Raw genomic sequence first — 18,359 nt, forward strand, 5'->3', positions numbered from 1 at the left:
ATATTGATACTACTTAACCTTTCAGATTACTTAATAAATCAAATATAGGATATTATCAGCTAATGGCAACAATCAATAGTACCAGCGCAATTGCCGGATATACAAACCAAGATATTCTTTGAATCATAATATAAAACTCCGATGGCTCTGGGTCTTTAACTTCTAAAAAATTTCTAAGTTTGAAAAAGAATAATGGAAATTTAATATCTATTAGCCATATAATTAATATAAATACTGCAAATATTAATAACTCAACCTTACCACGAATTCTGTCCTTCTCAAAGGTTGCAAATTTCACTATATTTAGCAATGATATTTTGTAGTTATTTTCATAAGGATTTTGCCCTGGAAATGAAATTCTGAAAATACCATCTAATATTGGCTCACCATTTTTATCTAATAAAATACTGCTTCCTTTTATATATTTTCCCTCAAAAATTATTTCACCTTCTTCATCTTCAATACTATCAACCTCGGATTCTCCATTACTGGCTTCTTTAAAATTTACTGTATACTCCTCATTAATGTTATTTGGCAATCTATAGAGCACTTGTACGCTTTCATCATTATTTTGCTTAACTGTAATATGTATATCTCCATATATGTCTTCATCTCTATAGTGATTGTCAGAAGATATTACTTCTTTTTTCAAAAAAGTATCATTGAAATAGACTCCAATAGTAAAGAAGGTTTTAAAATAAATACCTAATATAAATATTATAAGAATTGATAAAAATATTTTTATATATGCTTTTTTCAAAATTATTTTCTTGATTTCTTCAATTGACATAACAGCATGTCCTCCTTAGTAAACTTCATCCCTTTACAGTATATATATTATCATATATTATTTCTATTTCCTTTATATTCGCCTTCTAATATACTATATAAATAAGAATCCCTCCACCTATCACGAATCCATTTATTTTGCCTCAAATGTCCTTCTCTTTTCATTCCTATATTCTCCAACACCTTTGCTGAACCAATATTATTTATATCACAGGTTGCATATATTCTATGTAAATTCAATTTATTAAAACCAAAATTCAATAATCCCTCTGCTGTTTCAGTTCCATAGCCTTTTCTCCAATACATTGGATTAAAACAATAGCCTATAAACCCTTCTTTATGTTTTCTATTACATATATTAATTGCTCCACCACCAATAAGCTCCCCTGTTTCCTTTAATATAACAGCTAGATCATAATTGACTCTTAAATTCTGCTGCTGAAAATCAATTGCCCTTGAAATAAAATTTTTAGTTTCTTCCTTTGAATTAGGTCCCCATTCCATAAAACGAACAACATCTTCTCTAGAAGCATAAGTATGTACTGATTCCCAATCCTCTTTTACAAAATCCCTTATAAACAATCTTGATGTTTCAATTAATCTATTCATCCATCACATCCCTTTCTATGCTTTCTATAATGCAATTCCCATAAAAAATCCAAATAGAATACTATACCAATTCTATTAAATTTTCCAATTTATATCAATATTTTATATTATTCTCCCAAATATATTAAATTCCCTTTTATTTTAATATTGTTTGAATCTAAAAATATTTTCTTTTTTAAAATATAACTTAGGGAGTATTAATATTTCATTTGAGTGATTTTTATAAACCTGTTTTCATCTTAAAAGTCATATAAAAAACAGGTTTATAGCATGAACGAAAAGGAAATATTAATACTCCCCATATAAAAACTAGCACAACGAGTTAAGTTAAAGATTTTCTTATGGAAAATAGATTTGAAAGAATATACCATGTTGCAGGAAGTGGTTGATTTAGTAGCCAGTAAAAAACCCCTCTAAGTCCATATTCATCAACAAGCCCATATTTGTAATAATGGCTTAAGGCATTCACAAACCATATTCTATGGGAGATACCTTCTTCTGTTATATAATCCATATAGGGCTGTTTTACATTATAATCGAAATTTATTCCAGCATTATATCTTCTTCCTAAATCCCATACCTCAGGTAATACAACAGCTCTAGCTAGATTTTCAGGTGTATCGGGAAGAGTCCAGTCATATCCATAAAGTGTCATCCCCATAAGTATTTTATTTGCAGGAATGTTATTGTAAATAGCATAGTCTATGGACCTTCTGACAAACTCTAGGGGAGTAGTTGCCCTTGGTGGTCCTTCCCTCCATCCCCACTCATAGGTCATAATGGCAGCAATATCTATTAAAGGCCCCAGAGCATTATAGTCAAAGAATCCAACCCACGGCCTGTCAGCCCATTCTTCCCATTTAGGAGGCATATTCAATATAAGAATCTGATTATTATTATGCAGTCTTTGGGATAATTCAGAAATAAATTCAGTAAATATATTCCTATCCTCGGGATATAAATTTTCTATATCTATTATTACTCCCTGTAAATTATATTTTCTAAGAAGAAATAAAATATTATTAATTAAATTATTTCGCTTTTCAATATCTGAAAGCACTGCTCTACCTAATTCACTGCTAAATGTTCCTTGAGCCAAATTAGTGATAACAGGCATAACCAGTACATTTTCCCTCTTAGCTGCTTCTAAGATCTCTTCATCTATTGTTCCTATTACATCTCCTGTTTCAATAAACGGGAAATCAAATATTCCTAGATAAGTAAGATATTTTCCTAAAGCATCTATTATAAAGGTTTTATCACTAACATTCCTTGGATCATAATATCCTAATGTTTCTATAGCAGGCTTAAATATATTCTCATCCTCAGCGGTTGAAATAATTAAAGTTTGATTGGGAAAAATCAAATATGGTGGAGTTAAATTGTTTAGGAATATTATTCTAGAAATTGGAACATTGTATCTGGCTGCTATTGACCAAAGAGTATCTCCTGGTTTGACTGTATATATTCTATCTCTTTGTAAACTGTCATTAGGTATAACCAAATCCATTCCCACAATTAACTCTTCTGGTCTATTCAACCCATTTACAGCTATAATTGATTGTATAGGCACATTAAAAAATCTTGCTATATTCCATAAACTATCTCCAGGTTTAACTTTATATATTACCATTCAAATCACCTCGATTCTTTTTTATGAGAAAATTGCACTATTATATTTATGAAAATCTTATCTGACAAACTTGCATAATTAACATTATTAATTTTAAAATGCAATGTCCTCATATTTATAGATATGCAAAAATTAGATATAAAGAATAAAAAAGCTTTAGGTTTTGATCTTTCTTCCATAGAAGATCAAAACCTAAAGCTTTTAGCTAATCAAAGTAATTATTTCTATATTAAATGAATTTGTAATTATTCTTACTTCATAAACATTTCTATATCTTCATCTACAGTTCCTATTCCAGCTATACCAAAGGTATCAACTAGAACCTTTGTAACATTTGGTGATAGGAAGGCTGGTAAAGTAGGTCCTAGGTGAATATTTTTAACACCAAGATATAATAGTGCCAGTAGAACTATTACGGCTTTTTGCTCATACCAAGCTATATTATATGCTATTGGCAGTTCATTAATATCATTTAATTCAAATACTTCCTTAAGCTTAAGAGCTATAACAGCCAATGAATAGGAGTCATTACATTGTCCAGCATCTAATACTCTAGGTATTCCTCCTATATCTCCAAGTTCTAATTTATTATAACGATATTTAGCACAGCCTGCTGTTAATATTACAGTGTCTTTAGGTAATTTATCGGCAAATTCAGTATAGTAATCCCTTGACTTCATTCTTCCATCACATCCGGCCATTACAAAGAATTTCTTAATAGCACCGGTCTTAACTGCATCTACTACCTTATCTGCAAGGGCTAATACTTGATTATGGGCAAATCCTCCTAGAATTTTACCATTTTCAATTTCCTTAGGTGGAGCTAGTTTCTTTGCATGCTCAATGATTTCGGAGAAATCCTTAAGGTCATTTTCATCTGCATCTATATGTTTACATCCCGGGAAGCCTGCTGCTCCAGTAGTATAAATTCTCTGAATATGCTCACTCTTAGGTGGAACTATACAGTTTGTAGTAAAGAGAATAGGTCCATTGAAGGATTCAAATTCTTCTTTTTGCTTCCACCATGCATTACCATAATTTCCTACAAAGTGATCATATTTTTTAAATGCTGGATAATAATGGGCTGGCAACATTTCGCTATGGGTATATACATCTACTCCAGTACCTTCTGTTTGTTTTAAAAGCTGCTCTAAATCCTTTAAATCATGTCCTGATATTAAAATAGCTGGATTATTTCTAGTTCCAATATTTACTTCTGTTATTTCCGGATTTCCATAAGCTCCTGTATTGGCAGCATCCAACATAGCCATTGTATCTACACCATATTTTCCAGTTTCTAATGTAAGGGCTACTAAATCATCAGCACTCATCCCCTCGTCTAAAGTTGCAGAAAGTGCCTTTGTAAAGAACGCAAAAACCTCTTCCTTTTCCTTTCCTAGATTATACGCATGCTTTGCATAGGCTGCCATACCTTTAACGCCATATGTTATTAATTCTCTAAGGGATCTGATATCTTCATTTTCCGTAGCTAGAACACCTACATTTACAGAGTTTGCCTTAGCCAGAATAGCTTCATTTGAATCTGCTGTCCATGTGGCTGCATCATGTAAGCCTTCAAGCTTTACATCCTTACTTTCAAATTCCCTTTTCATCTCTTCTCTTAATTTTAAGCCTTTCTTTATCTCTGCTATGAATACTTCATCATCGAAGTTAGCATTTGTAATAGTCATAAATAGACTATGCATTGTAAAGTAGTCAGCATCAGGGAATTTTACACCTGCCTTTAAACCTTTTTCTGCTATTTGGGCTATACCCTTTAAAGTGTAAACCATTAAATCCTGTAAATTGGCAACCTTATCTGTCTTTCCACATACACCTCTAACAGTACAGCCAGTTCCCCTTGCCGCTTCCTGACATTGATAACAAAACATACTCATTTAAAAGTCCTCCTTTTTTATTGGGTTTATATATTAAAATTAAATTTTAATTTGAATTATTATGTGAGCAAATTTCATAATTACCTTTTTAAGAAACCAACTATTACATATTGCTTTAAAATCTTTTAAGCCATACCACCAAAATATATTTTATTGTAAATAATTAAATTAAGGATAATATTCCCATATGCAATTTTGCCAAAATCCAATTTATTCAATTTTCTCATGTTTATATAATATAATAGATAAACTTTTATTTCGGTATCCACTGTTACTAAAATTAATAAATCTATAGAAAAAGTTGTAAAAAAAATGGCTATATGAATTATAAATATTTTCATATAGCCATTTTTCTATATATTCCCAATATTCAATTAATTAAAATCTATATATTTTTTTGCAATGCTTTAATATCAAGGATTTTAAAAGAAGATTTATAAAAATCTATAATACCTTCGTCTCGCATATTACATATTTCCCTGGATAATGAAGGCCTTGACACATTTAAAAATTCAGCCAGTTCACTCCTCTTTAAAGGCACCATAAATGTTTGCTCTCCATATTTATTGTATTGCTCAAGTAAATAGGTTGCAATTTTCCCCCTTATGCTCTTTATAGATAAATATTCTACCTTTCTGTTAAGTCCGAGGGCTTTGCGGGAAACTATTTTGAGCATATTTTGTATTAAAAGCTTATGGCCAGGGCACATTTTAGGACAATTTCCAAGGATTTTCTCTGGAGGTAAAAACAAAATTGTACAATCTGTATTTGCGATTACCGTGGCAGCCCATTTATTATAACCGGAAAAAGCAATTATTTCGCCAAATAGATCCCCTTCCTTAAGCTTAGCCATAATAACTCTATTACCCGCTGCATTTTCCTTTGTAACAATCACTTCACCTTCAACTACAATTCCTATTCCATCAAAATCATTTTCCGACATAGTAATGCTTTCCTTCTTTTTATAGGACACTACATTAGGACATATACACATAAGCATACTGGTTAATTCTTCTTTTCCAATATTTTTAAATAATTCTACATCTGTTAATAATCCAATCCATTTTGTATACATATAAATCTCCTCATTATAGATAACTAAGATTTTAAATTTTCTCTACTCATTTTAAGTCCATTATGATAAAGTATAAGCTTTTAATTGTTAAATTCATCATATGCTTCCCCTAGCTAAAAGCTCCAATTCCCAAAGAAATCACATGAACAATATTTATTATAACAAAATTTTTAACTGCTAAAACAAAGGTATCCTTTTTAGTTTGTTTTTTATTAAACTCCTGAATATTATTTATAACCGGCATTATAGTTAAAAGCACAAATAAAGAATAAATAGGAAGTATTTTTATTATAACTAAGATGATTAAATCAATATAAATAGCATAATACAACACTTTAAAAAGCTTAAGAGCATTTTCCTTGCCTATATGGATAGGTAATGTATATCGTCTGTTTTCAATATCGTCCTCTATATCGCAGATATTATTTGCAAGCATAATATTTGCAATTCCATTTACTGCAGGTAGGGATATTAAGAAAATATAAATAATCTCTATAATATCTATACTTATATCTAAAATTCCATTATTATATATAAGTTTAACTATATTTTCATCATATATATGTATATATACAGAAATAAAAACTATTACAAAGCCCATAAATATTCCGGAAAAAGTTTCTCCAAGGGGTGTGCGAGATATGGGTATTGGTCCGGCAGAATACGTCAGGCCAACTACAAAGGATATTCCTCCTAAAATCAGAACAAATACATTGGTATTTAGAAATAGAATAAATCCACATATCACGGCAACTAATACAAGTGTAAATATAACACCTAAAACGGTTTTTTCCTTTAGATTGCTTCTAACAATCACATTATGTATTTCGTAATTATACCCATAGGTCTTCTTGGCATTTTTATAATCATAAAAGTTATTAGTTGCCGTCACAGCCATGTCAAAGGCTATAAGTGAAATAAACATTAAAATAAAATTCTTTAAATCAAAGCTGTTAAATCTATATAGAGTATATGCTGTTCCCAATAAGAAGGGAATAACACTTGCAACCTTTGTTTGTATTTCAACGAGTTTTAGAAAACTTGGTATAGACATATTTGATTCTTCCTTTCCAGCTTAATCCTTGTAATATATAGCTTTGATCATTATTATGAATAAACTTGAAATTACTATTTTTCAATACCTTGATATTCTTCCTTAACCGGCACTTCTATTATAATCTTACCGCATTCATAACACCTATAGCAGAGAATAATACATCTAATACCACTTTCAATACTTATAACCTCGCCACCAAATCCTAAAAGTTTAACCACTTTATTAACTTTTTCCTCTGGGCTAAACCATCTTATACTATCCCTAGGGCTTTCAAGTGTTCCAATTACCATATCCTTATTGCAGTAAGGACATTTCATACTTATTCACCTCATTTCAGACTATTCTACACCTAATCCTTTAAAGGCAGTTATTGTAATTTCTTCAATCATCTCAATTCTTAAATAGCTAAAATATCATAATCATTAAATGCCTTATGGGCTGTAAATACTATTGATAAAATAGAACTAAAATACCTTACTATTAAAATAGCCACCATAATGGCAATCTGATATCTTATTGCTGTCATGGGTATAGCTCCTCCCAAAATCTGCCCTGTCATCATTCCAGGTAATGCCACTAATCCAATAGTTTCAATAGATGCTATTGTAGGATTTACTGCAGCCACCACAGCATTTTTAAAATAGGGTGCTAAAGCTTCTATTTTATTTCCACTGAGGCTCAATGAGTAAAAATACTCGTTTTTATTTTGCTTTATTTCTTTGTAAAAATTATTGATACAAATTATATTCCCATTTAAAGTGTTTCCCAACAACATTCCTCCAATAGTAATAACATACTGAGCATTAAATAGATTATCTAATCTCGTAACAAAGGCGTTAAAAAAGAAAAGCACAATTATATTTGGGACTATAAAAGCTAAAAACAAAGGTATAATAAATTTTTTAATTTGAAAATCACAAGATTTAATAGCTGAAAAACTTGCAACTATTATCATTAAAACAAAGTAAGCTAGATTTAAAAAAGGATTATTTATATTAAAAATATATTGCAAAAATATACCAACTAAGCTAAGCTGTATCACCATTCTTCCTATAGAATAAAATATTTTCTTGTTTATTGCAATATTTAGTTTATAATTTATTACAAATATAGGCACTATTAAAATCAATAAACTAAGGATTGAATAATAGGAAATATCATTTATACTCATGTTTTACCACTCCTTTATCCTGACAAAATCATCTCTCATCCAGATTTTATCATGGGAAATTATTAAAATAGTTTTATCCTGCTTCAAGACATAATCCACTACTATTTCCTTAGTTTCTTTGTCTAATCCTGAAATAATTTCGTCTAAAAGCCATACCTGCCTGTCTAATAGTATACATATTATTAAACCTATCCTTTGTCTCTCTCCTCCTGAAAGCTGACTTACTTCCTTATCTAAAATATCTGTAAAAAGATTAAAGTACGTGGCAATATTTAAGACCTTATCCTTGGTAATCTTAATATGTCTATTATGCCTATATGAAAAAATATCAACAATTAAATCCCAAACATTCTTGTTTCTAAGGTCTACATCCTGACTTACATATCCTATATTCCTTCGAAAATATGAAAGATTATATTTATTTAATATTTTATTATTAAAAAATATCTCACCATTATCAATTCTTTGAAAGCCTAAAAGTACTTTAAACAGTGTTGATTTTCCCTTTCCTGAATGAGCTTTTAAAAGCAATTTTTCTCCCTTTTTAACCTTCAAATTAAAATTCTTGAATACTATATTGTTATGAAAACTCAAATTTATATCTTTAAATTGAATCATCACTATCACCCTTTTCTACAATTTCATGGGTTAATTCTCTGGCTTTTTCTGTTGCCTCCTTTAAAATTTCTTCCCCTAGCACAGTTGTATCATAAAATTTTATAATTCTTCCATTAACATTTTTTTCTGTCTTGTGTAGCAAGCCTTCCTTTTCCATTCTGTTCAGTAGAGGATATAATGTTCCAGGACTGATCTTATATCCATGCTCCTTTAGTTCTTTCATCATCCAAGTACCGTATATAGATTCATGTTTAGCATGATATAATATGTGTATCTGTATAAAACCTAAAAATAGCTTTCTTAATATTTTTCCTTTCATAATTACCTCCATTTCAAATATAGCAAATTATTATCGTTTTACGATATCGTATTTCGATATCTGTATGTGATATTATAGCAGTAAAACTGTAATTAGTCAATCAAATATAACAATTAATTATAGTTATAAATAATCCATATTAAAAAGATGGCTTCCTTTTAAACCGTTAGAGGTAGCCATCCTTTGGAATGCATAATAAATTAACTTGTTAACTCCATTAATGGTTCATAAATATCCAGCTTGATAATAAGAGAAGTATTAGACCAGGAACCATTACCTGAAAACCTAATTTGTTATTTTTATAAACATATTCTCTGTCTACTATTTTCTTTAGTGGTGACATTTCATAATTTATAAAGAGTAAGCCTAAAAATACAAAGAATGTACCTAAAAGCATTAATCCTATGAATAGAAAATATATCATCATTTTCACTCCTGTCATATTATAATTATATTATATCTAAGTAATTTTAAAAAACCTAGCAAAGTTTTCCCTGCTAGGTTTTTCATTACAAGCTATTTATAAATAATCTAACTATATCCGTTCCGCTGACCATTGTTCCAACAACACTTCCTAGATTTGCAAGTACAACCACCAGCAAAGTTCTAGTCACTTTATTTTTCCAAAAACCCTTTATATTTAAAACATCTTCAGATAAATTTTCAAATTCCTTAACACTTGGTTTTCTAATTAAAACTTCAACTAGTCCCGCAAACCATCCTGCAGCTATAAGTGGATTCAATGAGCTTATAGGTGCTGCAACAAAAGCTGTGAGAACTGAAAGGGGATGGGCCACTGCAATTGCTGCTCCTAAGGCTGACAGGCTTCCATTCCATAATATCCAGCTGGAAATTTGTTTTATGCCAGTATCCCTATTCATTAAAAATGTAGATCCTATAAGCAAAATAATTATAGCTGGAATTATCCAGGAAATAAGCTTCTTTGTATTCTTTGGCTTAGGCAATTTACTTAATTCTCTTAAATCATTTTCTTTGAATATTTCTTTTTTAATTCCCGGCACATGGGCTGCCCCTAAAACTGCAACTATTTTTTCTCCCGGTGCTTCTTTGATTTTTTGAGCTAAATATCTATCTCTTTCGTCGACCAATGTACTTTTCAATCTTGGCATATTTTTCGTCATCTCATTTAAAGCTGAGTTTAACATATCTTCGGACTTTAGTTTATCTAAGTCCTCTTCACTGATATCTTCACTGTCAAACATACTAAAAACAAGCTGAAAAAGTAATTTCATCTTATCCCAAAGATTAATACTTGAAAGAATTCTCTTAAAAGTAATATCAATATTTCTATCAGCTAAAACAATTTCTGCATCCACATCTTTAGCCGATTCAATACCTTGTATCATTTCTTGTCCAGCATTAACACCCAGCTGTTTTGCAATTTTTTTTTGATAAGAAGACATTATGAGATTCACCAAAAATAAAAGTGCCTTTTTTTCTTTGATAATCTTAATAATATCCATATTAGCCCATCTGTTTTTATCCCTAATAGCATCGTATCGAGACTTGCATAATTCAACACAAACAGTATCAGGCTGCTCTTTTTCAATTACTGCTTTAACTTCTTCTGCGCTGTTTTTTGAAACATGTGCAGTTCCTATTAAAATAATTTTTTTATTGTCGACATTTAATTCGTGTATATTACTTGTCACTTAATCATCATCTCCACTATTGTTCAAATATTTAAAACATAGATTTAATCTATTCATATTTTATCAGATAGACCATTAGAAGTCTATTTAAAATTATTTAATTAAATGAATTGCATAATTACTTCTTTCAAAAAACAACTATTAGATTTCAATTATGATATTATCTCAAGTGAACTATTATCCCTTAAAAACATATTATTCTTTTTTTGTAAATATTAAAACCGCTATATTTCAATATTCTAGAAAATAGCGGTTCTAAATATCCTATAATACTGCTTTGAATAGTGGTAAAGTGTCATAGCTATATATATAAATCTAAAGACTTTCTATTTTCAACTTCATTTCTTTCTTTTTCTAAATCCGGTTTATTTTTATTTTCTTCATTGCCTTGATTTTCCACTTCTTTCTCCTGAGACTTTTCAACTTTTTCTTTAGTATTTTCATTGTCATTAGTGCTCTCTATTTCCTCCTGAATCTCATAGCCCTTTTTCATAATGGATTTTTCTACTGCTTTTATTCTTCCGTCCATTTTTCCAAATTCTTTTATTTTTCTAGAAACATCTTGTCCTCTAGATGCATCCAATGCAATTTCACTGGCTGCAACACGGGCTTTTCCCTTTAAATCAGTTCTCACCTTTGAAAGGTTCTTCATTTCAGAATAAGTTGTATCTATTTCTGTCAAACTTTGAAATTTTGAAGAATCAATTCCGTTATTATTATTTTCATCCTTACTATTATTTTCATCTAATTTACTTTCTTTATTTTTAGCCGCCTTCTTTAAATCCTCTTTCTTTTTAGTCATACTCTCAAGTTTAGTTTGTTGTATTTGAACATCAATTTCTTCAATTTGTTTTTTTAGCTCACTAATTCTTTCTTGCTTTATCTTAGGATCAGATTCACTTTCTTTTATTTTTTCTATTTGCTCTTGTAATCTACCTTTCTGATTTTCAAAAGCTTGAATCATTTTATTCTGAGAAAAAAGTGCTCCATTGACCTTTATAGATTTATTATCATTTGATTTTTCCTTAATATTTTCCTTTGATTGAGAATCATTATCTAAAGTACTAAAAGAAATATTATATTTTCCAGATGAAACTGCTGAAATATTCATATTAATCCCCCTAATTTCTAATTATCTCTTCACTCCAATCATTCTACATATTAATTATCGGATAAAAAAAACAAATTCTTTAGGGTTATTCCTAAATAATAGTATATTATCCACCATATAGCATATCATTAGCAGTTACCCATTAGGCTAGGAAGTGCATATACCACTTGATTGGAAAAAGCCATGAAACATAGTTAAGGAGCTTATATGTTCCATCTAACAATCCAGATCCTAGAATAATAGAAAGCAATAGAAAAACCTGACTGGCAAAATTATAGCTTTTTTTTGAATTGAAGCTAAGTCCAGTTAAAATGACTATACACCAGGTAAAAATTATATAAATTGAAGTGAGTAATATATTTGTCAATAGATATCTAGTACCTTCAGGAGCCAAATACTTAAACAGAATATGGGAAATAATAAAAGGGATAATTATACTTATAAATTGAATTATTAATCCCGTACCATAGTACTGTATTTCACTTATGCCCGATAGTTTAAGACGTACTATTATCCCCTTCTCCCTTTCACAAACCACATTTTTGCCAAAATTTGTGAGTAAGAAAAGTATTATTCCAGCCCACAATATTTTAAAAACATACTGTCCTACTGAATTATCGTTTTCTTTTATTATGCTTTTGTCTTTATTTACTTTTTTTATTTCCATAGATAGTATTTTATTGCTGGTCATAGCTTCTTCAAATTTTAATTTGAATTCTTCTTCCTGAAAATCACTATCCAGACTGCGGACTTTATTGAATGCATCTACATATAACCAATTCCTTATCACCACTAAGCTAATTTGGTCATTTAGCCAGTTAACTGCTCTTGAATCAACTTCTTTATGAGATACCATTATATTATTAAAATCACCTTTAAGAATTTTGTTTTCAAAGCCATCTTTAATCTCATATACAACATCATATTTGCCTCTATAAAGCTTTCTGAGGCTCTCTTCTAAATCATCATCTATTACTGTATCTATTTCCTTATATTCCTTGATTTTTCCAATTAATGATAAAGAAGTTGTAGTTTCATCATGGTCAATTATAGCCACTGAATATAAATTAGATTGGTCCTTGGTATTCTTATCAAGATATACACATGCAAAAACTATCAGGACAGGTATTATTATTAGAATTAATAGATTTTCCTTTTTGAAAATTTCCTCTTTCATTTTGACTCTTAATAAGCTAGGCAAACTATACCCTCCTTATTTTATGAACATATCTAAGAGTTACTGTAATTATAAAAAAATAGATAATAGTTATAAATGCTCTTTCTAATGTTAAGGAATATCCTAATAACAAATTGTGACCAATTGTCAATATATTGAATTTACTTAATATCTTAAATAATCCCCCCAGGGAATTGAGGGGTATAATTATTCCACTGGTAAATGAAAGGACAGTAAAAAACAATATAAAAAGCCAATCCCTTATTCTATCATTGTCTATAAGAATATAGAAAACTATTACTACCATATGAATAATTATATTAATTATAAAAAAGCAACTAATAAATCTTAAAAATTCCGTCACTACAAACACATCGAAAAAAATCATAAAAATTCCCTTAAAAATCCCCATGAGTATTGATGTAAATATTGAACCGGTAATAATTTTTGCTGAATATATATTCCTAAGATTATATCCACTACTCAAAACCCTTCTGATTCTTCCTTTTCTAATATCATCATTTATATCTAGATGAAATAGTATTGTGCTTATGATGGATATAATTAATAGAGATGTTACAAAATAATAATTTAGAGTAGCAGCTCCATAAAATTTATCTAAATCATCTGTGGATTCAAAAACATCGCCTCTTGTAAGAAAAGCCGCCATATAATTAAGGGCAATTCTATTTAAATTGTTTAATCTTTCATCAAAATCCAAGCCTTTGGATTTCATAATATCCCAATAAATCATGGATCCATTTTGTCCCTCATTTAATACTTTAACGAGACTTTCTAAATAATTTATAAGAAATTTTACTTTAATATCAGAATGATCATTAATGTATAGATCAAAGGCTGCAGGTCTGCCATAATTTAGAAGTTCTGTAGTTCCTTCTTTCAAGTGAATTAATGCTATTACTTCATTTTCCTTAAGAAGGTCAAATCCCGCTTTGAGACTAACTTCTTTAAATTCAATTATTTCCTTTAACTTGTTTTCAGTTATGTTTTTAAGTAAAGTTTTTACCTCAACAGAATTGTCTTCAATGGCTAATGCCACATTTGAATGAATTTTAGGTCCTTTATCTTTATATATAAAAATAAACATGTTAACAAATATAATTAATAACAAGACTAAAAGAACTACATTTGAAATCTGACTTGTAACTCTCTTTATCTCCATTTTTGCCAACATGCTTGTTTGGTTATATTCAGATTTTAGATTTAATTTCTTCATTAAAATCACCAAAGTATTCTTGCTTTCCATTTTTTATTATCAAGAGTTTATTACATATTTTCTCAATAAACTCAATTAGATGACTTGTTAATACAATAATATTACCCTGATTACTCATTTCAGATATAATATTTTCAACATCTTTTCTAGCCATATAATCTACACCTACAACAGGTTCATCCATAAATATAAATTGGGGATCTCTAAGTAATCCAATGCCGATATTTACTCTTCGTTTTTGTCCCCCAGAAAGCTTTGATGCCCTGGTGTTAAATTCATCTAAAAGACCTAAATTCTCTGCTGCTTTTCTGGCTCTATTTAAGATTATTGACCTATCATTGCTTATGGAAGCACCAAATAGCATAAAATTATCTTTAATAGTCAATTCTTCATAGAATGCTATTTCCTGAGGTACATATCCAATTATATCCTTTATATTTCCATCATACAAATTACCATTAATATAATATGAAACATTTCCCTTTGTCGGTTTAAGAATTGTAGCTAAAATTGAAATTAATGTGGATTTGCCGGCCCCATTAGGACCGACAATACCCAAAATATCTCCATTATTTAAGCTGAAATTTATATCCTTTAAAACATTTTTTCTTTGTATTTTCTTATTTACTCGACTTACCTTTAACATTTTACATCCCAATTTCATTTAACATCATTGGTAGAAGAAGTTTTGCTTGACTTAACATCATCTCAACACTATTAACAATTTGCTGACTTTCCTCAGCTGGTAATGTTTTAGATTCAGTTTTGATATCAGAAACTAGAGCTTCTACAGCTTCTCCTCCGATTAACTCAGAACCTAAATTAGTTACAACCTCTTTGCCAATTTCTTGAACAAGGGCTTGATTAGTTTCTAATTCCATGATATTGATTTTATCTTCAGCATTTTCTTCAATATTAACTTTTACATCGTCACCAAAAGCATTATAAGAAACAACTTCATTTATTTTCAAAAACTCTGTTTGCATACCTAATTCAAATTGTCTAATCATATGCTCTTTATCAATAGCTAAAATAAATTCACTATCAAAATTTTTAAGCTCTTCTAGTTCTGGCATATCAGAGAATGATTTAAATTCAGCTATCAGTGTATCCATTCCTTTATCCCAATTATTATTGATTTCATCTTCTAATTCCTTCATGCCTTCATTAAATTCTTCTTCTGTAATTCCAAACTTTTCATAATCTTTATTGTTAATTACTAACTCTTTTAATTCCTTTACTCTTGCCTGTACTAAGGCCTTAACATTTTCATCCTTTTTAGCAACTTCTAATATATCGGCATATAGATCATAAATACTTAATATGTCAATATTTAATTTATATTTAGTTCCCTTTATTTCTTTTTCCTGACCATATACATTTAATGTTATTTTATTATCATCGAGCTTTTCAACCTTGCCATCTAGGTAATCATAAACAACCTTTCTATATGGCTCATAATTCTTAGCCACTGCTTTATAAAGCTCGTCCTCTTTTTGTATTAAATCTATATAGGCTTTGAAGTCTATATCATTAAGATTAATATCATGGCCTTCTTCTTTTATAACTTCATTAAAGTCTACATAAAATGGCTTTTCATAAAGCTTAGGAGCCTTTATTCCAAGTTCCCATGGCTTTAAATAAAAGTTTCCATCTATTAATGTCTTACCACTATAGTTAATACCTAAACCAGCATCCATCTTAAATATATCTTTATCGTCATCAGTTATCATATTGATATCATAAAGAATTTCAAAGTTTTTAAGTAATGAATTAGCAAATTTAGCCATAGCCTCTGGATCCTGAGACATTTGATTAAACATGCCTTGTTCAAGGGCTAATTTCTCGTCTAATTCGGTTTTAATAGAAATTGTGGCATTTACATTTTTCTCTTTCCCAGTTTGAACTGAGCTGTACATAATGTGATTAATTGGATCCTTAGTTATCATGTAATTTTTAATTGCAGGAATCATAGCTAATCCAGCCACGACAATTACTAGTACTGCTATTAATGCGATGTTCTTCTTATTCATTTTTACTTCCTCCTCATATTCGTCTGCTGCATAAAATTGATTTGTATGTTTTAACTTGGATATAAAATAACATTCTACACTATAATACATCTTTAGATTTGTTTTGACAATAGATTTATTTATCATTGTCTTATTTTGTAAGAAATAATTAAGAAATCGAATAATTGAGATGATTTTGTAATTAATTTTCTATGAAGATATATCTATTCACTACCGAAATATATTATAGAGGATTAATAAGAACAAAAATAAGGAGAGATATATGAAAATTTCATCTGTAAAGAAAAATAGGATACATACCAACTTTGTTGATCGAAATACTACGGTAAATAAAACTGATGCAGTACAATCTATTTCACCTATTCCTAGATTACAAAATTCATCAAACTTTTCTTCAGAAAACTCTCTTTTTTTCTATGATGAGTTTTATGATAATATTAAGGATTTGAAAGAAGAATATAAAAGCTTTTATCATAATGAACAAATACTAGGAGATGCTATAGTCAATTTTGATAAAAATAGAGATAAATTACTTAGGAATATGAAGGATTTGATTTCTAAATACAATAATGCTGTAAATTCATTGATCTCATTTGACAAAGTCTTTGGAACAAAACATGTAAATAATATTGAAAATCTACTTAACAAATATAAAAACCAATTGGAAAACTTAGGTATACATATTGTTGATGAAAGGAAATTAGAATTGGATGAATATTCTTTTATAAAACAAATAGAAATAAATGAAGATGTTTTGGGTATATTGTTTGAACCAACCAAAGGCCTCATTTTAAAATTATATTCTACCTTTAGAAATATTAAAATTCCAAAAAAGGAAGCAATTGAAAGAGAATATGATAATATAGTATACAAGGGAATGATATTAGATAATAAGACCTAGAAAAGATAAAAAAACCCCGGCAAAGAAGATTAATTAATCTTCTTTGCCGGAATTCTTTAAACTTTAAAGTTATTTATTTTCACTTAATTATTTCCACCATATTTCCGTTTTTAAGTCCCGCTGCATTTCCTTCTTCTAGGTCAATATGAAACTCTAGTGCATAATTTGGACTTACTCTGACTAAGACATTATCAAATATTAGACCCCTTTTACCTTCAACGGGAACCTTTACTATGTCCTTATCCTTAACGCCAAATCTTTCACCATCAGTTGTATGCATATGTATATGTCTTGCAGCAACAATAATTCCCTCTTCTATTTCAACTTCTCCCTTAGGACCTACTATTTTAGCTCCCGGGCTTCCTGCTAAATCCCCTGAGTCTCTAACAGGAGCCTTAACACCTAAAACAAAACCGTCAGACATTGAAATCTCAATCTGAGTCTTTCCTCTTGCAGGTCCCAAAACTCTTACTCCCTTTAAAGTTCCCTTTGGACCAACTATGTCAACCTTTTCCTCACATGCATATTGCCCTGGCTGTGAGAGGTCTTTAAAATTAGTAAGCTCATATCCCTTTCCAAATAAAGTTTCAATATCTTCTTTGCTTAAATGTATATGACGGTTGGATAAGCCAACTGGTACTAAGTTTTTGCTCATATATTTTTCCTCCTCAAAGCAGTTATTGTATACATTATACATTAATATATTATCATATAATTTATCTATTGTGTCAAATATTTATTAAATCCAAATAATATTTTTAAAGTTTTTCTCTGACTGATTTTACTTTACCTTCCATAGTTGAATTCTTATCTCTTCTATCATCAATTTTTATGCTGGTTGAAACTCTTAATGCACCATTTTCAAATGGAACATCATGCATTTTTCTAATAAGGTTTAAAATCAAATCTAAATCTCCTTCAACTATTGTTCCCATTGGTGTAAGCTGATATTTGATTTTCTTCTCTCCTTCCAATACTTTATGACAGTTTGCCACATATTTGCTCAAGCTAGTCTCCTTAGTACCTAAAGGTACTATTGTAAATTCTACAATTGCCAT

20 protein-coding genes are annotated in these 18,359 nt (G+C 29.5%); 1 reads left to right on the forward strand and 19 read right to left on the reverse strand.

Annotated features, from left to right (window positions below):
• Positions 1-55: 55 nt before the first annotated feature.
• The 17 genes from B5X81_RS15770 to B5X81_RS15855 all read right to left on the reverse strand — a co-directional run bounded on the left by B5X81_RS15770 (position 56) and on the right by B5X81_RS15855 (position 16,400).
• Positions 56-790, reverse strand: a complete 735-nt coding sequence (locus B5X81_RS15770; protein WP_079493053.1) for a hypothetical protein — start codon at positions 788-790, stop codon at positions 56-58.
• Positions 791-840: 50 nt separating this feature from the next.
• On the reverse strand, positions 841-1,398 hold the full coding sequence (locus B5X81_RS15775) for a GNAT family N-acetyltransferase (protein WP_079493055.1): 558 nt from the start codon (positions 1,396-1,398) through the stop codon (positions 841-843).
• Positions 1,399-1,720: 322 nt separating this feature from the next.
• On the reverse strand, positions 1,721-3,031 hold the full coding sequence (locus tag B5X81_RS15780; protein ID WP_079493056.1) for a LysM peptidoglycan-binding domain-containing protein: 1,311 nt from the start codon (positions 3,029-3,031) through the stop codon (positions 1,721-1,723).
• Positions 3,032-3,282: 251 nt separating this feature from the next.
• A complete protein-coding gene (hcp, locus tag B5X81_RS15785; protein WP_079493058.1) occupies positions 3,283-4,929 on the reverse strand; it encodes a hydroxylamine reductase in 1,647 nt (548 codons plus the stop codon).
• A 385-nt stretch (positions 4,930-5,314) separates the two neighbouring features.
• Positions 5,315-6,004 carry a Crp/Fnr family transcriptional regulator gene (locus B5X81_RS15795; protein WP_079493061.1) on the reverse strand — a complete coding sequence of 230 codons (690 nt, stop codon included), beginning with the start codon at positions 6,002-6,004 and terminating at the stop codon, positions 5,315-5,317.
• 109 nt (positions 6,005-6,113) lie between these two features.
• Complete coding sequence (gene menA / locus B5X81_RS15800; protein WP_079493062.1) at positions 6,114-7,058, reverse strand: 1,4-dihydroxy-2-naphthoate polyprenyltransferase; 945 nt, start codon at positions 7,056-7,058, stop codon at positions 6,114-6,116.
• A gap of 74 nt (positions 7,059-7,132) precedes the next feature.
• Positions 7,133-7,378 (reverse strand): PF20097 family protein, encoded by a 246-nt coding sequence (locus B5X81_RS15805; protein WP_079493064.1) that lies wholly within the window; start codon positions 7,376-7,378, stop codon positions 7,133-7,135.
• Positions 7,379-7,458: 80 nt separating this feature from the next.
• On the reverse strand, positions 7,459-8,232 hold the full coding sequence (locus B5X81_RS15810; protein ID WP_079493065.1) for an ABC transporter permease: 774 nt from the start codon (positions 8,230-8,232) through the stop codon (positions 7,459-7,461).
• Positions 8,233-8,235: 3 nt separating this feature from the next.
• Entirely contained in the window at positions 8,236-8,850 is a 615-nt protein-coding gene (locus B5X81_RS15815; RefSeq protein ID WP_079493067.1) for an ABC transporter ATP-binding protein, read from the reverse strand.
• A complete protein-coding gene (locus tag B5X81_RS15820; protein WP_079493068.1) occupies positions 8,837-9,169 on the reverse strand; it encodes a PadR family transcriptional regulator in 333 nt (110 codons plus the stop codon). The genes B5X81_RS15815 and B5X81_RS15820 overlap by 14 nt, the downstream gene beginning before the upstream one ends.
• 217 nt (positions 9,170-9,386) lie before the next feature.
• Positions 9,387-9,593 (reverse strand): hypothetical protein, encoded by a 207-nt coding sequence (locus B5X81_RS15825; protein ID WP_079493070.1) that lies wholly within the window; start codon positions 9,591-9,593, stop codon positions 9,387-9,389.
• 85 nt (positions 9,594-9,678) lie between these two features.
• Entirely contained in the window at positions 9,679-10,842 is a 1,164-nt protein-coding gene (locus B5X81_RS15830) for a TraB/GumN family protein (protein ID WP_079493071.1), read from the reverse strand.
• Positions 10,843-11,143: 301 nt separating this feature from the next.
• Positions 11,144-11,953, reverse strand: coding sequence for a coiled-coil domain-containing protein (locus B5X81_RS15835; RefSeq protein WP_079493073.1), 810 nt, complete (start codon positions 11,951-11,953; stop codon positions 11,144-11,146).
• A 142-nt stretch (positions 11,954-12,095) separates the two neighbouring features.
• Entirely contained in the window at positions 12,096-13,154 is a 1,059-nt protein-coding gene (locus B5X81_RS15840; protein ID WP_079493074.1) for an ABC transporter permease, read from the reverse strand.
• A 1-nt stretch (position 13,155) separates the two neighbouring features.
• Positions 13,156-14,367, reverse strand: a complete 1,212-nt coding sequence (locus B5X81_RS15845; RefSeq protein ID WP_170917460.1) for an ABC transporter permease — start codon at positions 14,365-14,367, stop codon at positions 13,156-13,158.
• Positions 14,342-15,013: an ABC transporter ATP-binding protein gene (locus B5X81_RS15850; protein WP_170917461.1), complete on the reverse strand. Its 672-nt coding sequence runs from the start codon at positions 15,011-15,013 to the stop codon at positions 14,342-14,344. Before B5X81_RS15850 ends, B5X81_RS15845 begins: the two co-directional genes overlap by 26 nt.
• 1 nt (position 15,014) lies before the next feature.
• Positions 15,015-16,400, reverse strand: a complete 1,386-nt coding sequence (locus tag B5X81_RS15855) for a synaptonemal complex protein 1 (RefSeq protein ID WP_079493079.1) — start codon at positions 16,398-16,400, stop codon at positions 15,015-15,017.
• A 262-nt stretch (positions 16,401-16,662) separates the two neighbouring features.
• On the opposite strand from B5X81_RS15855, the gene B5X81_RS15860 reads away from it, so the two are divergent.
• Positions 16,663-17,301 (forward strand): hypothetical protein, encoded by a 639-nt coding sequence (locus B5X81_RS15860; RefSeq protein ID WP_079493080.1) that lies wholly within the window; start codon positions 16,663-16,665, stop codon positions 17,299-17,301.
• A 79-nt stretch (positions 17,302-17,380) separates the two neighbouring features.
• On the opposite strand, the gene pduL is transcribed toward B5X81_RS15860, so the two are convergent.
• On the reverse strand, positions 17,381-17,956 hold the full coding sequence (gene pduL, locus B5X81_RS15865; protein WP_079493082.1) for a phosphate propanoyltransferase: 576 nt from the start codon (positions 17,954-17,956) through the stop codon (positions 17,381-17,383).
• A gap of 103 nt (positions 17,957-18,059) precedes the next feature.
• The gene (locus tag B5X81_RS15870) at positions 18,060-18,359 is read right to left on the reverse strand and encodes an MTH1187 family thiamine-binding protein (RefSeq protein ID WP_079493083.1); all 300 of its coding nucleotides are present in this window, start codon (positions 18,357-18,359) and stop codon (positions 18,060-18,062) included.

It is taken from the genome of Maledivibacter halophilus (assembly GCF_900167445.1).
In the GTDB taxonomy this organism is placed as follows: Bacteria; Bacillota; Clostridia; order Peptostreptococcales; family Caminicellaceae; genus Maledivibacter; species Maledivibacter halophilus.